The following is an 18398-nucleotide window of genomic DNA, read 5'->3' as shown; positions in this document are numbered from 1 at the left end:
GTCCTCCTATTTTCTGTTAAAAAGTAAATCGCAGACAAGTCCTACTGCCCCTAAACCAAACAGGCAGGTGGCAGCTGATTTATAGCCTTTTTCGGATAAATGTGCAGCCCCTATCATCAGTCCGATTTCTGCCGTAGCAGATATAGACTTGGATACAATGCGGAATGACCGCTTTTTCCATGCTTCATTTGCGACAACTTCAATTTTGTTTGCAGCATTTTCGATTTTTTGGTCTAAGTTTGACATAGTATTCTCCTTTCATACATTAAGACGGTATGTATATGCTTAAAAATAATACCTTACGAATGAATGTATAGTTTGAAAATAAAACTGCCTTTTGCAAGGCAATTTTATCTACTCGGCTACGTTTAAGTGTTCAAAGTAATTCTGTGCCATACCGAAAATTTCATCATCAATAATCGGCAAGTTCATACTATCTAACAAATATTTGATAAATGCAAACTTTGAAAGCAGTTCTTCCGGGGTTGCAGGATAGACAGAGGGAATTAACCAAAAATTTGTAAGTAATGGCAAAAGTTCAGATAGTTCTTTTGCATACTCGGTTTGGATAGAGCCGTCCTCTATTCCCTCTTGAATAAGCTGCAACCAAAGAGGGGCAATCAATTTCCTGTTTGTATCAGCCAGTTCAGCCAACAAGCGGGGATTTTTCAAAAGAGGAATACTCTGTTTTCCAAGTTCAGTCCTATCATTATCTGCGTGGTTTAACTTAATGACTTCACGCATTTTTTCTAAACCATTTAGGTTCTTCTGATTTTGTACGGTAACAAATGGATTGTTGTCAAAAAAGAGTTTCCCCCCTAATGCGTCAATAATTTCTTCTTTTGATTTGAAATGATGATAAATTGCTCCTTTCGTCAATCCGCCAAGTTCATTTACAATATCTTGAATAGTTGTATTGTCGTACCCCTTTTCCATGAATAACCGCTGTGACACTTCTAATATCTTCTCAACGGTTATTTCTGGATATTTATTACGTGCCATGTATCTACCACCTTCCATTTCATTCGTTTGGTATGTATTATATTCTTTTTGCGTCTGCTTGTCAAGATACATTCAGCCGGTATTTAATTGTAAGGCAGAAAAATATGATTTATTTTGGCTAACTAATAGAACAGTGTAGACATATCCAAAGGAAAAGGTGAACAGTAAAATGTAATAGAGTGAATAACTATGGCAAAAAGACCAGTACCGAAATACGACTTCAAGGCTTTTGGAGCAGCGATAAAGGCGGCGCGGACAGGGCGCAAGGAGAGCCGCAAGAAAGTAAGCGACGAAATGTTTATCTCGCCGCGCTACCTTGCGAACATTGAGAACAAGGGGCAGCACCCAAGTTTACAGATTTTCTTTGAGCTTATGCTCCGCTACAATATATCCGTAGACCAGTTCCTTTTGGAAACGCCGCCGGAGAAGAACACGCAGCGGCGGCAGCTTGACGCGCTCCTTGACGGTATGAGCGATACAGGCATACGGATTGTGACCGCAACGGCAAAAGAGATTTCCGAAGTCGAAAAAGAGGGCGAATAGGAATGTCCGACTTAAAATTGAACAGGATTTAGAAAGCGTTGTAATCTTTTTTGAGATTGCAGCGTTTTTCTTTTGCGTAAGTTTGGCAAAATTGTTTATTCTCCGTAGTAGGGGATAAGAGCATAAGGGATAAAAACATTCGTAGCAAGCATAGGAAGCGGGTACCCACTTCCGTATTTTCCCCCTCCCGCGCTGCGGCGCGTCGGTTGAAAATTGCTTGTTGGGAAGTGTCCCAAACCCTCGGAACGGAAAGGAAAGGAGCGAACACATGGACGGACGCAAAAGGACGGTGCAAATCAAATTCAGAGTGACGGAAGCGGAACGGGATTTAATACTGGAAAAAATGAAGCTCGTTCCCACCCGGAACATGGCGGCATATCTGCGGAAGATTGCCATTGACGGGTATATCATTCAGATAGACCACGCCGATATAAAAGCAATGACCGCAGAGATACAGAAAATCGGGGTCAACGTCAACCAGATAGCCCGCCGCGTGAACGCGACGGGAAACGCATACCAAGAGGACATAGAGGAAATAAAGGGGGTGCTTGCGGAGATATGGCGGTTACAAAGATTAAGCCTGTTAAAAGCACCCTAAGCAAAGCCCTTCGGGCGGCTGTTCATGGTGAGCCGTTCCGTCTGCGTGAGGGGGATATTGTTCTCAAATACCGGGTCTGTGTACGGCTCTATGTCTTTTGCGTTGCCCCATGAAGCGTTTTGTCAAGTGCTTTTTTAAGTTATTGACAGAAAACTTTTCGGCATGGCGGGAAACGGGGTATAAAAAGGGGTATAAAACGCGCCTGTGGACATTTAGAAGCCGTTTTCGCGGGTGGGTAGTATAAAACCCTTGCCCGGTGGGTTTTCGTGTCTGAAACGCCTTAAAAATCAAGCCTTTTCAAGCCCTATTGCGTAACACTCCATTCTGTTCTTTGGGAGAGGTCGGGGGCGCGGGGGCAGAGCCACCGCATAACCTACCGCCCGCCGCCGAAGTAGTGCAGACGGTTTTGCCGTTAGAATGGAGCAGACGAAAACAGGGGCAGGATTTTTTTATCCTGTTCCCCGTTTTCGGCGGCGAAATGGCAACGGCAAAAATCCAGACGGTCAAGGGTTTAAGAGTGGAGATTTTTTCGCGCTCTTTGCGAAAAAATACTACTCGTCCCTTGACGGTCTGGATAGTCGGAACGGACGTAGAACGGGGGATTGCTTTTCGTAATTGGGTATGCTATAATTTCCCCCAGTACAAACCGATAAATTGGGATTTATGAAAGTGAGGGAAATATATGTGGTTTTGGTGGTTCATATTTGTTTGCGATTTACTTATTCCAATCACAATGATTATTGCTGGTAATATGATGTGGAAACATGCTCCTAAAAAAATCAATGGAATAATCGGTTATCGAACAGCACGTTCTATGAAAAATATAGACACATGGAAATTTGCACAGGCGCATTGTGGCCGCTTATGGCGGAAAATTGGTTGGGTTATTTTGATACCATCAGTTGTTATCCATTTTCCTTTTTATCATAGTTCAGAGAATATAATTGGAACGGTTGCGGCGATTCTATGTACAACACAATGTCTGATTTTAGTATTAGCTATTTTCCCAACAGAATACGCCTTAAAAAGAACGTTTACTGAAGAGGGAGTACGAAGATAAATTCCAGTTTATCGGTCTAATAAAAGTCCAAAACAGGGCAGCGGTGGCAAGCATTGACAATCCCGCCGCCCTGTCTGTTATCGCTCCATATCCTGCTTTCTGTGGGGCTGTTGTTCCCGCTGTTCCTGCCGCAAGATACTGTAAACACTCTTTCTGATTTTCTCCGCTTCTTTCACTTCCTCTTTCAATGCAAGATACCGCTGATTAAGCGTTTTCCTCTCGGCGGTCAGCTTGGTGTATTCTTCTTTCCATGTCTTTGTCGGGATTGTGGTCTTGCCGTTCATTATGCCTTTGAGATAATCTTTCGCTGTTGTGAATAAGATTTGCTCGGCTTCGGTCAGCGGCTTCTTTCCCTTACACTTGAAATAAATGTCGGCTTGCTCTAAGTGCTTTTTCAGAGTGCCTAACCGCCGTTCAACGGGTTTCAGTTTCCCTTGAATATCCAGTTGTTCCCCTATCATGGACTTGAATTTTTCATCAAGCCCCGTCATATCCATGATGTTGTTGGTTTGCAGGAAGTTCAGCATTTTTGCCGCGTCTTTGAGGTTATAGAGGGATTGGGAATATCCCGGTTTTCCCGTCTGTACCTTGCGTGACAGTATGCCTTGAATATAGTCGGCAAGGGTGGGCGGCTCGGTGTTCTCGGCTTCTTCCTTTAACCAGTTTTGCAGTTTGGAGATACGCGCCTTTAACTGCCGTAACTTCTGGTTAGTCACTTCGATTTCGCGGTTAAGGTCGCCGCGCTCGGTGCGGATGCCGCGCTTCTCCATAGCGGAAGCGGCAACGCCTAAATGGACGGTGGGTATCTGGTCTATCCCCTGCCGTTCATAACTGCGATGGTCTACGCGCTCCGCGTGTCCGTTCTGCTCCAATGCCTGATTGCAGAGTTCCGCCCATGCCGCCCGCCATTCCTCCGCTTTGGTCTGTTCGTTCCAGTCGGTAGCGGGAATGGATTTGCATTTGTACTGCCGCTTTTTGGGGTCATAGATTTTATTCCCGTCCCTGTCAAGAATGTACTCCTTTTTCTGCTTCGCTCCCCACTCGCCGCGCTCGTCAAAAGGGCGCATTGTCAGCATGATATGGGCGTGGGGGTTGCCGCCGCCTGTGTCGTGTAGGCATACGTCGGCGCACATTCCCGCCGCCACAAAATGCCGTTCCACATACTCGCGGACAAGGGAAATGCCTTGCTCCCTCGTCAGTTCGCGGGGCAAGGCAATTTCAATCTCCCGTGCAAGTTGGGCGTTCTTCGCTTTCTCGATTTTCTCCACTTCGTTCCATAAAACCGCCCTGTCCGTATATTCAGCGGGGGCGTGGTCGGGTAATAAAATCTCAGTGTGGACGACACCGCCCTTGTGGGTGTAGTCGTGGGTCATTCCGTCAAACTCATTTGTGATTTTTTCCCCCGCCCGGTAAGCGGCGGCGGCAACAGCGGACTTGCCCTTGCCGCGGGATATGACTTTGATACTGCAATGGTAGATTGCCACGCGCCGCGCTCCTTTCTGCGGGTAACTCCCGCCGTTTCCTTTTGTGCCGACAGGCACAAAACGCCGTCTGCAAGACCGCACATACCACATTTATGTGGTATATAAGTGCGCCCTTGCTTTTTGGCAAGGGTAGGGGCGTAAGCCGTTACCCTTGTGCCGCGCCCCCGTCCGCGTCCGCGTCTGCGCCGCCCTCGCGGGCTGTATGGGTGGTTCTGGCGGCGGACGGCGTGTTACCCTGTGCCGCCGTTTCCGCGCCCTGTGCGGGGGCTGTGGGGGCATACTGGGCGGTCAATTCGTCCAGTATGCGGCGGGCGTGGTCGGCGGCTACGGTCTTTTCAAGAAAGGTCTTGAATTGTTCCTCTGTCAGCGGTATGCTGTCGGGGACAAGGCTTTCAAAAAGCCCCATGCGGCGGCATAGGCGTTTTGTCCTGTCCTTGCGCTCCTGCGCCTTTTGCTCCTGCACAAGCTGTCTGCGCCTGTTTTCAAGCTGTCGGATTTCTTCCTCAATGCTCGTGATTTTTTCGGCTTTGGTCTTTGCCATGCGTCAATCGCTCCTTTCGATTTTTGTGTGGAATGGATAGGATAGGAATGGAATGGATTTTTACAGACAATCGGTTTCCCGTTTTATTCCTGCTTATCGGCTAGTATCATTTTCAGCAGCTTGTCGCGGAATGTTTCTGTGCCGCTGTGGTTGAAAAACAACTCCGCAACAATGGTCTGCCCGTTCCTCTGCGTTGTGATGATACCGTCCGGCTTTCGGGGCGGGGTGGGGGTTTTGTTCTTTTCTGTCAATAGGTCGCTCCTTTCTTTAGGCGTGAAAAAGGGATTTCCCGTAATTGGAAAATCCCTCTCTGCTGTCAGTTATTCGGTTTAGCTGTTTTACTGTGCGGTTGCGGCGGCTTGCGCCTTTTTCCTTGCCCGATATTCCCGCGCTTTGATACGGTTGTACTCCCGTTGCTGTTCGCGGTTTCTGGCGCGGTAGGCTCTGGAATATTCACGGTGGTAGGCGCGGCTCTTTTCCTTTTTCGCTTCTTCGATTTCCTCCCGCATTTGTCTGATTTCCTGCTCTGTCGGCTCTGCAAGCTGTGTCAGTTCGTTCTCAAATTTTCCGATATGGTTGAAGTATATCCCGATATGCTGTATGGCGTATCTCGCCCGCTTCTGGTCGCGCTCATGCACTTCAATCCTGCTGATAAACTCGTTTAGAATGGCGGGGGTGAGTTCGGCAAAGTCGGCATACCGTTCTGTCAGCTTCATAAACCTCTGCGCCCGTCCTCCCGCGTTTTCAAAAGCGGACAACTGGTCTTTGATTTCCGCAAGCTCCGCTTTCAGTGTATAGTATTCTTCTGAATACTTCTGCGACATCTGCTCATAACGGTCTTGTGGGATAGTGCCGAGGGCGTTATCCTCGTACAGCTTATCCAGAACCTTTTCGATTTGTTCAAGCCGTGTTGTGATTTGTGGTACGCGCTTCTGCTGTTTCTTCGTCCGGTCGGTCTGCTGTACGTCAAGGCTCTTTTTCACTAAGGCTTCAAAATCCGCCCTGTTGCTGATGGAGTATTCCGCGATTTTTTTCAGCACTTCCGAAACGGTCTGCATGAGTAAATCCGCGTCCATGATATGCGGGGAATGGCACTTCGGGTTTCTGGCTTTCCCCTTGTGGTATTCACTGCAAAAGGCAACGTGCCGTTTGCCGCCGTTCCTGTAATCTATCCGTATGTGCATTTTTGCGCCGCAGTCCTTACAGAAAAGCAATCCCGACAAAGGGTGGATTTCCCCGTCCCCGTTTGGTCGCCTGACGGGGGCGTTTTCCAAAATCCGCTGTACGTTTTCAAAATCGGTGCGGTCGATAACCGGCGCATGGACATTTTCGGTAATCTGCCACTGGCTTCTGTCTACATAGTGGTTTCGTTTGTCGCGGAAATGCTTTGTGGTCTTGAAGTTGACTACATCTCCGCAATACTCCTGCCTTGTGAGGATACGGGTCAAGGTCGCCTTATTCCATTTGTAGCGGTTTTCCTCGTTCAGCGTCCTGCTTTTTGCCGTTCCCCGCCCACGGTCTTTCATGTAGAATGTGGGTGTCGGGATTTGCTCATTTTTCAGATATACGGCGATTTGGTTTCGGTTTTTCCCGTCCAGAAACAGGCGGAAAATAAGGCGGACAACTTCGGCGGCTTCTTCGTCAATCAACCAAAAATCCTTGTTGTCGGGGTCTTTCACATAACCATAGGGGGCTTCGGTTGCGATTGGCTTGCCACTCATGCCTTTGGTCTTAATGCCCGTTTTCACTTTCTTGCTGATGTCCTTTGCGTACCACTCTGACATGATATTGATGAACGGCGCAAACTCCAATGTGTCGGGCTTTTCGCTGTCTATCCCGTTGTTTACCGCGATAAAGCGCACGTTGTTCCGTCTGAAAATCTCCATAGCGTTTCCCACTTGGAGATAGTCGCGCCCCCAACGGGTCATGTCTTTCATAATGCACACGCCGACTTTGCCGTTTTCCACGTCCTCTATCATACGGGAGTAGGCAGAACGGTCAAAAAACCTGCCGCTTTCGTCATCGTCAATGTAGTGCCGGATATTGGTCAGTTTTAACTGTCTGGCATAGCTTTCCAGAAATTTCTTCTGGTTCTGTATGCTGTTGCTCTCGCCGCCGTCCCTGTCCTCGTCCCCCACGGATAAGCGGGAGTAAAGGGCTGTGATTTTGCTGTAATCATTCATGTGCATATCCTCCTGCGTCAATATAGGTGTTGCTTACAGTTAAGATTATGCACTCCAACGTGCGCTACCGTATTCCATGCCTTTCCTGTACTTCTTCGCGTTCTTGCCCTTGACGTAGATAATCAGCCGGACAATGACCGCCCCCGCAATGCCGATAAGTAAATCTGCCGGGTGGAAGCTCGGCGCAATACTGGAAAAGGCGGCACTAAAACCGTCCCCAAGATGTAGCAGCTTTGCGCTCGCGTCCGCACCGGGGGAGAGCCGGACAGCCGCGCCCACTTTATCAAAGAGCCACACAAAGAGCAGATACGGGAGATTGAGGATAAGCAACTTCTTGATTTCCGGCTTCATAGCGATACCTCCCTGTCCTTGTTCTTGACTTTCGCCCGTTCCGCGTTTCTGCCCTGTGCAGCTTCTTTGAGGGTTGAGAGCAGCTTTCGGATTGAGGGCTTTCTATCTTGTGTCAGCTTCTTTGCGGAAAACTCCTTAAAGGCTGCGGTCAGCGCGTCCGCGTCCCGCCCCTTGAAGAAAACAAGGTAACGGGGCGGGCTTTCCGTCGTGTCCTTTTTCAGCGCAAAGTCGATACCGTACTTTTTTGCGGTACTCTCAAAAGCCTTGATATTGTCTTTTGTAATCTCAATGTTGGAAACGCCCGCGTTCTGCTTCATAAGCTGCTTTAAGCTCTGCTTGCCCTGTGGCGGTTTGGAAAGCTCTTTCTTGCCCTTTGAGAGAATAGCTTTCATTGCCTTTTGGAGCGCCTGCGCGGTCAGCTTCCCGGTCTTGATGTAAAGGGCTATGGTCTTTTTGTTTACTTCGTCCTGCAATTTCTCGCGTCCTCCTTTCGCGTTTCTTTATGGGGGGGGCGGTCAGATACGCACCCGCAGCCCGTTCAAGTCCTCGGCTCTGATACCCACAAGATACCAGTTGTCGCCGTACTCAATCCGGGTAGGCTTCCACTTGCCCCGCACGAACACGTCAAAGCACTCGCCGCAATGCAAGCCCCCGTAGTAAGTATTGAGGTCAAAACGAATGTCGTAACGGTCGGTGCGCTCGTCAAATACCAATGCTCCTGTTCTCTGTGCCATAATAAAATCCTCCTTTTGCTGTTTACAGGCTTTCGCCCGGTTTGAATGAATAATAGTCCGGGTCGCCGTACTGCGGCTTCTTCGGTGACAGTGCGCCGCTTGCCATGTCATGGGCGACAAGGGAAGTGTAGTAGTTGCCGATAGTGGACGGGGCATTGAAAAGGGCTGCTTTCAGATATTGCTTGATGTTGCGGATTTTGGTTGTGTTCTCCCGCATACAGTCAAGCACAAAGCGGATATGCTCGCCGTCCAGTTTCATAAACTTTGACTTCACAAGCTCTGCCGGGTAGTCGTCCCCCGCAATCCGTACCCGCTTCCTTGCGGTGCATACCGTTTCAAGCATGAGGTCTACAATCTCGTCAAGCCTGTCACCGTCAAATCTCATGTCCTGTTTGAGAATGTCGTAGTCGATATTGTCCTTGATGATTTCCCGGTATATCTCTACTGCGCTCTGTGCTGCCGCTTCCGTTCTTTTCCGTTCCGGCGGCGTAGCCGCTTCCCCGCAAGGTGAGGGGTTAGGGGAAAGGATAGGAATGGAATGGGTACTTGATAAATCCGTATTTGATTTTTCTTTTTTTGGTAAGTCAGTTCTTTGTATATCTTTATTTAATTGCGTTGGATTTTCCAACGTAGGTTTTTCCAATGTTGGTTTTTCCTGTGTTGGATTATCCAATGTTGGATTATCCAATGTAGGTAAATCCGGCGTAGGCGGCTGCGGCTGCTCGAATATCACATAGTCCGCGCCCCGCAAACGTCCTTTCTCGTCGCGCTCCCTTGAACGGACGATATACCCGGCGCGTTCAAGCTCCTTAATGGCTTCGCGGATAGCGTCTATCTTCTCCCGGTTGATAAGGGATAAGCCTTTCAAGGTGTAGTCCTAATCTTCGGGGAGTGACAGCATTTGCGACAACAGCCCCTTTGCCTTTAAGGAAAGCTCCTTATTGCGTAGGTGGTGGTTGCTCATTACGGTATAGCCCTTGTTTCGTTCCACCCGGAAAACTGCCATAGTAAATCACTCCTTTTGCTGTGGATTTGTTACGCAGTAGAAGCGCGGTTTCGGGGGATAAGGTATAAATCCCTTGCCGCGCCGGATACGCGCCCGGAAAACCGCTTGTAGCAAGGCTTTTTCTGCCCCTACTGCGTAACAAAGGGCATGAAAAAAGCGGCGTTCCTGTTCTCCCGTATAGAGAGTAAGAAACGCCGCTTCTGCGTCGCATTCAGTTTTTAGTACAATACCCTGCTTGTCCGTCGCTCGAAAAACCTTGATTTTTCAGTGTTTTCAAAAGTATCGTTATCTAACGTCAGCTTTTTATGGGCCTGCCTTTTCTATTCATGTATAACGTGTTTTCTTCTTTGTTTAACGCGCTTGGCAAATCGAGGATTCCTCTTTTTTTTCTGATCTTTTCTTCGCTGTTTAATATCGCGCTTGACTTTTATACGGTGACGGAACTGCAGATGGGCGTGGCGGGAGTGGCCTGGGCGACGCTGATCGCACAGGGGATTTCCGCGGTCTTGTCGCTGCTTGTATTTCTCCGTGAGATCCGGCGTCTTGGCGGAAATGTGTCAGGGCGCTTCTATGACAGGCAGGAGTTGGCGGCAATGACGAAAATCGCTCTGCCGTCGATCTTCCAGCAGTCTACCATTTCCATTGGAATGATGCTTGTGCAGTCGGTCGTCAACAGTTTTGGCTCTCAGGCTCTGGCCGGATTTTCAGCCGGAATGCGGATCGAGTCAATCTGTATCGTGCCGATGAGCGGTATCGGCAATGCACTGTCTTCTTACACAGCGCAAAATATGGGAGCACAGAAGCAGGAACGCGTTGTGGAAGGGTATCGGGCTGCCAACCGGATGGTCGTATTTTTTGCGGTCTTGCTCTGTCTGTGGCTGGAATGTTTTCACAGACCGCTGATCGAACTGTTTTTGGGAGAGGGCGGAACAGAGACGGCAATCTCCACGGGAGAAAATTATCTGATCTTTATCGGCTGGTTTTTCTGTCTGATCGGATTTAAGATGGCGGTGGACGGACTGCTGCGAGGGGCGGGTGACATGAAAATGTTTACGGTTGCCAACCTGGCGAATCTGGCTTTGCGGGTGGTGATCGCTGTGACGATGGCCCCGGTCTTTGGCATTGCCATGGTCTGGTATGCCATTCCTGTCGGCTGGTTTGTGAACTGGGCCATCTCTTACGCCCAGTACCGCACCGGGAAATGGCGACGGACAGGAATAGTGAAACAAGAATGAAACGCAGATAAAAGTCTGATAACCTCTCATAAATTTTTCCAGAATGACGATATAAAAAATAATAGGTATTTGTGTTTATATCCGGGGAGGAGGATTGCCATGAAGATTGAGAACAATAACGGTATGTTTACTGTGTCCTTTGGCATTGAGAACAACGGGGAGAGAGACGACAGGGTGACGAAGACAAAGGGAGGAGATGTGACGATCTTTGCCGGAGACCTCGGGCGTGATAACGGTGAGAATGCCATTGAAAAGAAGAAAAAAGAGATCCGCGATAAAGCGGCGCAGGTGTTAAAAGATAAGTTTGCGCGGGATCTGGAGCAGGATGACATGCTGAAAGAGAGTCAGTCAAAGATCGAGACCGCGCGGGCCGATCAGAAAGAAGCGCTGGAGAGGATCAATGAGCTGAAAGAATACATTGAAGAAGCGCCGGAAGATCTGGATGAGGATACGCTGCGCACTTACCGGGAAGGGGTACAGACTGCGCAGGGGGATCTTGCCGATGCCCAGCGCCGGGAGATGTCAGAGAACGCGAGTATCCGCAGTGCGAAAAAGGCAGATCTGGCGCAGAGATATGAAGGAAGTATGTCATGGGCCGTCGATCAGGAGGAAAAAGTGCTTGCTGCCGGTTCCGATGAGATCGTTGGCATGGCTGTGAAAGCGGCGATGGAGCAGATCGAGGAGAAGTACGACGAAAATATCGAGAATGCTCAGGAACAGAAAGAAGAGAAAGAAAAAGAGCAGGAGAAACTTGACGAGCTCAAAGAGAACAAGGCGCAGATCATGGATCAGGTCGAGGCGGCGAAAGCAGAGGCCATGAAGGAGCAGGAAAAAACGACCAGTGAGGTCAACGATGTGGTGACAGAGAGCAGCGACATCGACAAGCAGCTTCGAAAAATACAGAAAGAAGCGGAACTGATGGATGAGGATCTGAAAGGACTGGTCGTCAATACGCAGCTTTGACGACAGGACAGTCTATACGTTCCTGGCGCAGGGCAGGAACAAAAGCAGGATTTGGAAAAATTCAAATAACTACTTGACAAATGTTGGATAAACATATAAAATATCACTGTCGCGACCGATAAGCGACAATGTGCGTTTAGCTCAGCTGGATAGAGCGTTTGGCTACGGACCAAAAGGTCGGGGGTTCGAATCCTCTAACGCACGTAGTGAGAAGATGACGGAAATGCTGGTCAGACAGTATTTCCGTTATTTTTTATTGTATTCGGAAGTTCTTCTTATACGATAAAAATCTAATTGCGCAGTTTGCGGAGTGGAAACTACTACTGAGGCGGTCTCTTGTGCGCGGTGAATTGCGGATGCGCGATTCTTTTTGGCTTTCTTCAGAAATCTCATTGCTTTTCTATAAATTTGTGTTACACTGAAGGAAAGAGAACTCAGTAACAGATTTGTTGAAAAGGTCGGAGGTATTCGTATGAAGAAAGTAATTTTGACTGCCTTGGTCATTCTCGCTGCGCTGCAGGCGCCGATGGTTGTCATGGCGCATCATGGGCGTGGACACGGGCATGGCTGTGGCTATTACAGGACACAGGCTGCGCCTGCTTATGCGAGATGCGAGGTGGAAGGCTGCTCTATCGCAGGAATCCATGAGCATGACGGTGTTTATTACTGCGCGCATACGGTAGGAGACGGTCATTGTCATGCGGTGTGTAATGTAGCAGGTTGTACGGAGATCACGGAACATGTCCATGACGGCTATGTCTGCCTGCCTCACAGCGCATATGAAGGCTGCTGCGCATATCACTGGCAGTAATGAGAGGATTTATTGTTTGTCCTGACTTTTACAGCGCGATCCACTCTGCGTTCCAGAAATTGACAGTTGTCAGATAATGGGGGATGACGATGCAGCCAAGTGTGAGTATGAGTGCGCCTGTCAGAAATATCATCAGTCCCCCGAGAATAATGGGACGGCACCATTTCTGTAATACGGCAAAAGGCAGGCAGACTTCCAGAAAACTTACGAGTTTGTGGAAGCCGAGAGAAATAAAGTACATGAACGGCAAAAGCATGGGCATGATATAACGCCCCTGGGGCTGATAATCGTTCGTGTAAGAGTAATAGATACAAAGTCCTGCCGTAATCAGTATCGAGAGCAGCAGAGGAAGATGGAACAGGGTCGGGAAGGCCCTGTTTTTTTCGATCGGTAAGCCGCTTTGCATACCGCTGTGGAAGTAACCGCCGGTTCGGGCAAAGCCGTTACTCCATCTGCGCGGGATCAGGCTGAAGAGCCAGCCAAAGCCAAAGATCCGGTAATACCAGATATACAGGAAGGGCAGTGTCGGCAGCGTCATCGGACCAAATCTGGCGACAAAACTGTTCCAGAGGAAGTGCAGGAAGTCTGTGTGGAAGACCATATCCCAGACAGGCATACCAGTGTCTGCGATTGTAGTTCGCAGTGCCGGATTGTATTCGGGCAGGGCGGTGCGCATGGCATTTTCCATCCGGGCATTCAGTCCCAGCAGGTCGCCGTCGTGTATGAGATAGTTGCGCACAAACCACCAGCCGATACCGAGCAGCACAATGACGGAAATAAAGAGTCCTTTTTGTATGAGGGAGCGCCAGTTCACAGAGGGACGGCGTTTTTTTTGCCCTTTGACACTTTTCATATAAGAAAAACAAAAGAGCAGAATCGCAGCCACGATCAGTCCATAAGCGTTATAGTATGAAAGAGCGCAGAAGATAATCCCTGCGGACAGTGTGAGACAATCCCGCCGCCGCCAATCATACTGCCAGCCGCAGGCACAGGCATATAAAATCATGGCGCCGGACATCAATGCCATGGAGTCTGTGTTCACATAGGAATGCAGGAAGAGATTTTGTGGCAGGAACATGGTGAGAAAACAAAACAGCCATCCGGTCAGCCTGTCCGTAAAGAGCATAAGGGAGAGTCTGCGCACATAGACTGCCATGGTCAGACCAAAGACCGCATTTACGAGACGGGCGCCCAGCAGGAGCATCAGGTTTTCACGGGTAAAGAGAGTCAGAAAACGCATAAAAAGCCCCTGTATGATATAGGGAAGGATGGGCTGGAAGGCGTAGGAACCGCCGTAGCCTCCGATTGCGACTTCAAACTCTTCTCCGGTAGGCAGTTTGCCGTAACGGCAGATGAACTGGGCAACTTTAAAACGATTTACCTCATCCGGCGGATCGCCGAACGGCTGGAGCAGGACGAAAATAATGATCGAAACAAAGACAATGATATAAAATAACAGATCGGGACTGAGCCATTTTTTTAATTTGTTCATAGCAGGGTATCCTTTATGGTGTTTATTTATATGATAAAATATCTTTTGATTTTACGATAGTAGTATCGACAGAATCAAATAATGATAATTGCCGGTAACCGGATAAAAGGAGGTTTTTATTTTCTGCTGTGGCATAATTGGTCAGCAGAGCTTCCGTCATAGGATTTCGGTTGGTCTCCTTTGCTCCAACATGATAAAAATGTTTTTGGGTATTTTTATGGCAAAAATGCCAGACTTTTTCTATATATTCGTTTTGCCTGTACGCATTATGATCCCATGTGGACAACATGAAACGGGCTTTTGAGGCCAGAAGTTCTTGACACAGGGACAGTTCCGACTGTTCATTCCAACTGTCATAATAGTCGACATGCCTGCCAATATAGGGAGGATCACAATAAATAAAGGAACCGGGGTCCGCGGCCTGTATTGTCTGTTCAAAAGACTGACATAGAAAAGTCCAGTCGTTGTTTTTCAATAATTCTTCAACATGAGCGATCTGATTTACTATTTTGGTAATGTATGCTTTTGAAAAACGCTGCGGTTTGTGTCCGTAAGGGACATTAAATGCAAGATTTCTGTTGAATCGTATCATACCATTAAAACAGGAACGATTTAAAAAGAGAAAGTCCAGTGAATTATGCGTTTCATTAAAGCGGTCGCGGACTTCATAATAATAGCGATCGTCTTTTTGGGAAAGAATCCGGCCTTCTTCTTCCAGAAACTGCCTGACAATATAAGCAGTAATTTTTCCAGTTTTGATCTGATTGTAAAATTCTATAATATGTGGATTTGTATCTGCGAAAACTGCGGTGGCCGGAGCGATATTAAAGCCGACGACTCCTGATCCCATAAATGGTTCAATCCATATTGTTTTTTCTGAGAGAGAAACGTTATCTTTGATGAAAGGTACCAGCTTGGTTTTGATACCCTGTATTTTGATTGGCGGGACGTATATTTTATCTGTTGTCATGCGCTATGCCTTTCCTTTTTGGAGCTTTGGGATTATTTAAACTTGCGGGTAATCTCCGGTAATTCAAATATTCCGCAAACGAGGATAATTTTTTGTGCCCGCCTGCGGCATCAGGAATTTCCATTTTTCCGAAATTTGCCCAGTAATCGTCAAACAATTCTTCGCCTGCTTTGGCGAAGACACCATTTCCGGCAAGAATATCATCAATTTTTTGGATGCTGCCGATATTCGCAGTATTGCCACTGCCGCTTTTGTCGCTTGCGATGCGCCATTTTTCTTCTGCAAAGAAAGTAAAGCTATGGATGACTGCAGGGATATTTTCCACGTCGTCAATCGTATAGAGTCTGGTTTCTTCCAATTTATCAATGACAGATCTTGTGTAGATAATACCCACACAAAAGTGGCCATGATAATCGCTGTACGGATATTGAATATTTTTAGTACTTGTCCGGCTGACAAAATATTTCCCATGTGAGCCAAGTGTGAAGCCGTTACAAAATCCGGGATATTCTTCGTCACGGTAAGTTGTTTTCAGATCAACAGCGAATTTAACTTCCGGCTTACATTTATGTACAAAGGTCAGATCCGGATACCAGTTTTGATGAGCAGCTAATTCTATTTCATATCCGATATTATGTGCAAATGCCAAAAAGTATGGGAACAGATGTAATTCGAGAACTTTTGAGATGATCTTTGTATCGGAAGAAAGCGTATAGATGTTTTTGAAAATATCAATAAAGCCGCGAATCGTCCATTCATTGTTTCGCGTGATCTGAGCGTTCAGTGACGCTGCAAAACTTTTTAATTCTTTGATAAAGATACGTTTTTCCTGTTCGTTTTTCATTATGATGGAATCCTTTCATTTTTTATTATATCACAGACACTTGCATCTATGACAGATGGAAAAAATATGTTATACTACTTATCAAGTCTTTGAATAAATAATCATGAGGAGTGTAGGAAATGGCAGAAGCAGAAAAAAAGGAAAATAAAGAGAAGGAACCTGTTTCCAAAAACTTTATTGAGCAGATAATAGACAAAGATTTGGCGGAAGGAGTGTACGATACGGTGCATACCCGTTTCCCGCCGGAGCCGAACGGTTATCTTCATATCGGACATGCCAAGAGCATTCTCCTGAATTACGGACTGGCACAGAAATATCAGGGCAAGTTTAATATGCGGTTTGACGATACGAATCCCACCAAGGAGAGAGTGGAATTTGTGGAGTCGATCAAGGCGGATATTCAGTGGCTGGGAGCGGACTGGGAGGACCGGCTGTTTTTTGCCTCCGATTATTTTGACCAGATGTATGAGGCAGCCGTGAAGTTGATCAGAAAAGGAAAGGCTTATGTTTCCGACTTGTCTGCGGATGAGATCCGGGAATATCGGGGGACATTGACGGAGCCAGGCAGAGAAGATCCGGGGAGCGGCCGCAGTGTGGAAGAAAATCTGCAACTGTTTGAAAATATGAGAAACGGTGTCTATGCGGATGGAGAAAAGGTGCTCCGTGCCAGGATTGACATGGCCTCTCCCAATATGAATATGCGGGATCCGGTCATCTACCGCGTGGCGCATATGGCACACCATAATACGGGCGATAAATGGTGCATCTATCCAATGTATGATTTCGCACATCCAATCGAGGATGCCATAGAAGGAATCACACATTCGATCTGTACGCTTGAGTTTGAAGATCACAGACCATTGTACGACTGGGTGGTGCGGGAACTGGAGTATCCGCAGCCGCCGAAGCAGATCGAGTTTGCCAAATTATATCTGAAAAATGTTGTCACCGGCAAACGGTATATCAAAAAGCTCGTGGAAGACGGGATCGTGGACGGCTGGGATGATCCCCGGCTGGTGTCGATCGCTGCCCTGCGCAGAAGAGGGTTTACGCCGGAATCTATCCAGCGGTTCGTCGAGCTGTGCGGTGTCTCAAAGGCAAATTCAATCGCGGAGTACCCGGCGCTCGAATACTGTATCCGGGAAGACCTGAAGATGAAGCGTCCGCGGATGATGGCGGTTCTGGACCCGGTAAAACTGATCATTGACAATTATCCTCAGGGAGAGAGTGAGCTTCTGGAGGTTGCCAACAATCTGGAGAATGAGGCGCTTGGCAGCCGTCAGGTACCGTTTGGAAGAGAGCTTTATATTGAGCGAGATGACTTTATGGAAGAGCCGCCGAGAAAATATTTCCGTATGTATCCGGGCAACGAAGTCAGGCTGATGCACGCTTATTTTGTGACATGTACTGGCTGTGTCAAAGACGAGAACGGCAGGATCACGGAAGTGCACTGCACCTATGACCCGGAGACGAAGTGCGGAAGCGGTTTTACAGGGAGAAAGGTCAAGGGAACCATTCACTGGGTGCCTGCGTCTGAGGCTGTGCAGGCGGAGGTTCGTCTGTATGAAAACATTATCGATGAGGAGAAGGGGGTATACAATGAGGACGGGAGCCTCAATCTGAATCCCAACTCGCTGACGGTGCTGCATGACTGTTATCTGGAGCCGGCGCTGCGGGAGGCAAAGCCGGAAGAGAGCTTCCAGTTTGTACGGCAGGGATTTTTCTGCGTGGATTACAAAGATTCCAGGGAGGGTGCACCGGTGTTTAACAGGATCGTATCATTAAAGAGTTCATATGTTTTACCAAAATAGGAGGGAAAAATGTCAGAAGTATCAGGAAATGCAGGCGGGTGTCCGTCTGACGAGCAGTATGTGTTTGGGAAAAATCACACTTGCCCTATCTGTGAGTTAGAGTTTAAAAATCCCACGGTGAAGTCATCCAAAGCAAGGATGATCGGTTCGGATATTGATCTGCGTCCGATCTATGAAACGGTCAATACGTTGAAGTACGATGTGGTACTGTGTCCTCAGTGTGGGTATACCGCCCTGGAACGTTACTTTGATACGGTCACGCAAGTGCAGAAGCGCCAGATCCTGGAAAAGGTCTGTACTGCTTATAAGCCGAGAGAGGCAAAAACAACTTATTCTTATGAGGATGCTTTCTTTCGCTATAAAATGGCGCTGATTAACAGTATGGCGAAGAACGCGGATGACAGCGAAAAGGCATTTATCTGTCTGCGATGCGGCTGGCTGCTGCGGGCATGGAGGCAGAGTCTGGAGGGGGAAGAAGGGCAGGAAGCGAAGCGGGAAGAACTGGCAAAACAGGAAGATGAATATCTGCGAAGCGCCAAGGGAGGGTTTGAACAGGCCAACCTGAAGGAAGACTACCCGCTCTGCGGTATGGATGAGAGCACGGTGGACTATCTGATCGCAGCACTCTCTCTGCGCTACGGGGAATATGACGCGGCGATGAAGCTCGTGTCCGGCATTATTGCCTCCCGGGAAGCTGGCGCGAGGATCAAAGACAGGGCCCGTGATCTGAAAGATGAGATCGTAAAAAGTACAAAAGGACAATAATAAAT

At 47.9% G+C, this 18398-nt stretch carries 19 protein-coding genes, 1 tRNA gene and 3 pseudogenes; 9 read left to right on the top strand and 14 right to left on the bottom strand.

Annotated features, from left to right (window positions below):
- Positions 1-6: 6 nt before the first annotated feature.
- A complete protein-coding gene (locus V1224_11795) occupies positions 7-246 on the bottom strand; it encodes a hypothetical protein (protein ID WWR15156.1) in 240 nt (79 codons plus the stop codon).
- Positions 247-354: 108 nt separating this feature from the next.
- Entirely contained in the window at positions 355-1002 is a 648-nt protein-coding gene (locus V1224_11790) for a TetR/AcrR family transcriptional regulator (protein ID WWR15155.1), read from the bottom strand.
- A 189-nt stretch (positions 1003-1191) separates the two neighbouring features.
- Here V1224_11790 and V1224_11785 point away from each other — a divergent pair, with 189 nt between their 5' ends.
- Both V1224_11785 and mobC read left to right on the top strand, forming a co-directional pair.
- Positions 1192-1545 (top strand): helix-turn-helix transcriptional regulator, encoded by a 354-nt coding sequence (locus V1224_11785; GenBank protein WWR15154.1) that lies wholly within the window; start codon positions 1192-1194, stop codon positions 1543-1545.
- Between the two features lie 268 nt (positions 1546-1813).
- The gene (gene mobC, locus V1224_11780; GenBank protein ID WWR15153.1) at positions 1814-2143 is read left to right on the top strand and encodes a plasmid mobilization relaxosome protein MobC; all 330 of its coding nucleotides are present in this window, start codon (positions 1814-1816) and stop codon (positions 2141-2143) included.
- 8 nt (positions 2144-2151) lie between these two features.
- Here the strand turns inward: mobC and V1224_11775 are convergent.
- Positions 2152-2262: pseudogene (locus V1224_11775) on the bottom strand (type IV secretory system conjugative DNA transfer family protein).
- A 563-nt stretch (positions 2263-2825) separates the two neighbouring features.
- Here V1224_11775 and V1224_11770 point away from each other — a divergent pair.
- Positions 2826-3203 (top strand): SdpI family protein, encoded by a 378-nt coding sequence (locus V1224_11770; GenBank protein WWR15152.1) that lies wholly within the window; start codon positions 2826-2828, stop codon positions 3201-3203.
- A gap of 77 nt (positions 3204-3280) precedes the next feature.
- On the opposite strand, the gene mobQ is transcribed toward V1224_11770, so the two are convergent.
- The 8 genes and pseudogenes from mobQ to V1224_11730 form a co-directional block, all read right to left on the bottom strand.
- Complete coding sequence (mobQ, locus tag V1224_11765) at positions 3281-4777, bottom strand: MobQ family relaxase (GenBank protein ID WWR15151.1); 1497 nt, start codon at positions 4775-4777, stop codon at positions 3281-3283.
- A 55-nt stretch (positions 4778-4832) separates the two neighbouring features.
- Positions 4833-5228, bottom strand: a complete 396-nt coding sequence (locus V1224_11760; protein ID WWR15150.1) for a DUF3847 domain-containing protein — start codon at positions 5226-5228, stop codon at positions 4833-4835.
- Between the two features lie 83 nt (positions 5229-5311).
- Entirely contained in the window at positions 5312-5479 is a 168-nt protein-coding gene (locus V1224_11755; protein WWR15149.1) for a transposon-encoded TnpW family protein, read from the bottom strand.
- Positions 5480-5566: 87 nt separating this feature from the next.
- Positions 5567-7411: a recombinase family protein gene (locus tag V1224_11750; GenBank protein ID WWR15148.1), complete on the bottom strand. Its 1845-nt coding sequence runs from the start codon at positions 7409-7411 to the stop codon at positions 5567-5569.
- 54 nt (positions 7412-7465) lie between these two features.
- Positions 7466-7762 (bottom strand): annotated as a pseudogene (locus tag V1224_11745) (type IV secretory system conjugative DNA transfer family protein).
- The gene (locus V1224_11740; protein WWR15147.1) at positions 7759-8235 is read right to left on the bottom strand and encodes a PcfB family protein; all 477 of its coding nucleotides are present in this window, start codon (positions 8233-8235) and stop codon (positions 7759-7761) included. Before V1224_11740 ends, V1224_11745 begins: the two are co-directional and overlap by 4 nt.
- 42 nt (positions 8236-8277) lie before the next feature.
- The gene (locus tag V1224_11735) at positions 8278-8496 is read right to left on the bottom strand and encodes a DUF5348 domain-containing protein (GenBank protein WWR15146.1); all 219 of its coding nucleotides are present in this window, start codon (positions 8494-8496) and stop codon (positions 8278-8280) included.
- A 22-nt stretch (positions 8497-8518) separates the two neighbouring features.
- Positions 8519-9502: pseudogene (locus V1224_11730) on the bottom strand (DUF6017 domain-containing protein).
- Between the two features lie 326 nt (positions 9503-9828).
- Between V1224_11730 and V1224_11725 the strand changes: the two are divergent.
- The 4 genes from V1224_11725 to V1224_11710 all read left to right on the top strand — a co-directional run bounded on the left by V1224_11725 (position 9829) and on the right by V1224_11710 (position 12511).
- A complete protein-coding gene (locus V1224_11725; protein ID WWR15145.1) occupies positions 9829-10737 on the top strand; it encodes an MATE family efflux transporter in 909 nt (302 codons plus the stop codon).
- A gap of 99 nt (positions 10738-10836) precedes the next feature.
- The gene (locus V1224_11720; protein ID WWR15144.1) at positions 10837-11700 is read left to right on the top strand and encodes a hypothetical protein; all 864 of its coding nucleotides are present in this window, start codon (positions 10837-10839) and stop codon (positions 11698-11700) included.
- Between the two features lie 130 nt (positions 11701-11830).
- A tRNA-Arg gene (locus V1224_11715) sits at positions 11831-11904 on the top strand.
- Between the two features lie 268 nt (positions 11905-12172).
- On the top strand, positions 12173-12511 hold the full coding sequence (locus V1224_11710) for a hypothetical protein (protein ID WWR15143.1): 339 nt from the start codon (positions 12173-12175) through the stop codon (positions 12509-12511).
- Positions 12512-12539: 28 nt separating this feature from the next.
- Here V1224_11710 and V1224_11705 read toward each other — a convergent pair whose 3' ends face one another.
- From V1224_11705 to V1224_11695, 3 genes are read right to left on the bottom strand one after another with little or no spacing between them, the layout of a single operon-like run.
- Positions 12540-14003: a hypothetical protein gene (locus V1224_11705; protein ID WWR15142.1), complete on the bottom strand. Its 1464-nt coding sequence runs from the start codon at positions 14001-14003 to the stop codon at positions 12540-12542.
- Between the two features lie 22 nt (positions 14004-14025).
- Positions 14026-14973, bottom strand: a complete 948-nt coding sequence (locus V1224_11700) for a Dam family site-specific DNA-(adenine-N6)-methyltransferase (GenBank protein ID WWR15141.1) — start codon at positions 14971-14973, stop codon at positions 14026-14028.
- Positions 14960-15817: an EcoRV family type II restriction endonuclease gene (locus V1224_11695; GenBank protein WWR15140.1), complete on the bottom strand. Its 858-nt coding sequence runs from the start codon at positions 15815-15817 to the stop codon at positions 14960-14962. Before V1224_11695 ends, V1224_11700 begins: the two co-directional genes overlap by 14 nt.
- Positions 15818-15936: 119 nt before the next feature.
- Between V1224_11695 and V1224_11690 the strand changes: the two genes are divergently transcribed.
- The gene (locus V1224_11690) at positions 15937-17628 is read left to right on the top strand and encodes a glutamine--tRNA ligase/YqeY domain fusion protein (protein WWR15139.1); all 1692 of its coding nucleotides are present in this window, start codon (positions 15937-15939) and stop codon (positions 17626-17628) included.
- A gap of 9 nt (positions 17629-17637) precedes the next feature.
- Complete coding sequence (locus V1224_11685; GenBank protein WWR15138.1) at positions 17638-18393, top strand: DUF2225 domain-containing protein; 756 nt, start codon at positions 17638-17640, stop codon at positions 18391-18393.
- Positions 18394-18398: the final 5 nt, after the last annotated feature.

The sequence above is a fragment of the Lachnospiraceae bacterium JLR.KK008 genome, from assembly GCA_037015955.1.
Taxonomy (GTDB): domain Bacteria; phylum Bacillota; class Clostridia; order Lachnospirales; family Lachnospiraceae; genus VSOB01.
The sequence above is the reverse complement of the archived record's forward strand: the minus strand, read 5'-3'. Positions and strand labels throughout refer to the sequence as shown.

Excerpts from the sequence above, each read along its gene's own strand:
- V1224_11720 (WWR15144.1), top strand. The coding sequence starts at position 10,837 with ATGAAGATTGAGAACAATAACGGTATGTTTACTGTGTCCTTTGGCATT.
- V1224_11785 (WWR15154.1), top strand. The coding sequence starts at position 1,192 with ATGGCAAAAAGACCAGTACCGAAATACGACTTCAAGGCTTTTGGAGCA.
- V1224_11685 (WWR15138.1), top strand. The coding sequence starts at position 17,638 with ATGTCAGAAGTATCAGGAAATGCAGGCGGGTGTCCGTCTGACGAGCAG.
- V1224_11690 (WWR15139.1), top strand. The coding sequence starts at position 15,937 with ATGGCAGAAGCAGAAAAAAAGGAAAATAAAGAGAAGGAACCTGTTTCC.
- V1224_11790 (WWR15155.1), bottom strand. The coding sequence starts at position 1,002 with ATGGCACGTAATAAATATCCAGAAATAACCGTTGAGAAGATATTAGAA.
- V1224_11695 (WWR15140.1), bottom strand. The coding sequence starts at position 15,817 with ATGAAAAACGAACAGGAAAAACGTATCTTTATCAAAGAATTAAAAAGT.
- V1224_11760 (WWR15150.1), bottom strand. The coding sequence starts at position 5,228 with ATGGCAAAGACCAAAGCCGAAAAAATCACGAGCATTGAGGAAGAAATC.
- mobQ (WWR15151.1), bottom strand. The coding sequence starts at position 4,777 with ATGTGGTATGTGCGGTCTTGCAGACGGCGTTTTGTGCCTGTCGGCACA.
- V1224_11795 (WWR15156.1), bottom strand. The coding sequence starts at position 246 with ATGTCAAACTTAGACCAAAAAATCGAAAATGCTGCAAACAAAATTGAA.
- V1224_11710 (WWR15143.1), top strand. The coding sequence starts at position 12,173 with ATGAAGAAAGTAATTTTGACTGCCTTGGTCATTCTCGCTGCGCTGCAG.
- mobC (WWR15153.1), top strand. The coding sequence starts at position 1,814 with ATGGACGGACGCAAAAGGACGGTGCAAATCAAATTCAGAGTGACGGAA.
- V1224_11735 (WWR15146.1), bottom strand. The coding sequence starts at position 8,496 with ATGGCACAGAGAACAGGAGCATTGGTATTTGACGAGCGCACCGACCGT.
- V1224_11750 (WWR15148.1), bottom strand. The coding sequence starts at position 7,411 with ATGAATGATTACAGCAAAATCACAGCCCTTTACTCCCGCTTATCCGTG.
- V1224_11700 (WWR15141.1), bottom strand. The coding sequence starts at position 14,973 with ATGACAACAGATAAAATATACGTCCCGCCAATCAAAATACAGGGTATC.
- V1224_11770 (WWR15152.1), top strand. The coding sequence starts at position 2,826 with ATGTGGTTTTGGTGGTTCATATTTGTTTGCGATTTACTTATTCCAATC.
- V1224_11725 (WWR15145.1), top strand. The coding sequence starts at position 9,829 with ATGTATAACGTGTTTTCTTCTTTGTTTAACGCGCTTGGCAAATCGAGG.
- V1224_11705 (WWR15142.1), bottom strand. The coding sequence starts at position 14,003 with ATGAACAAATTAAAAAAATGGCTCAGTCCCGATCTGTTATTTTATATC.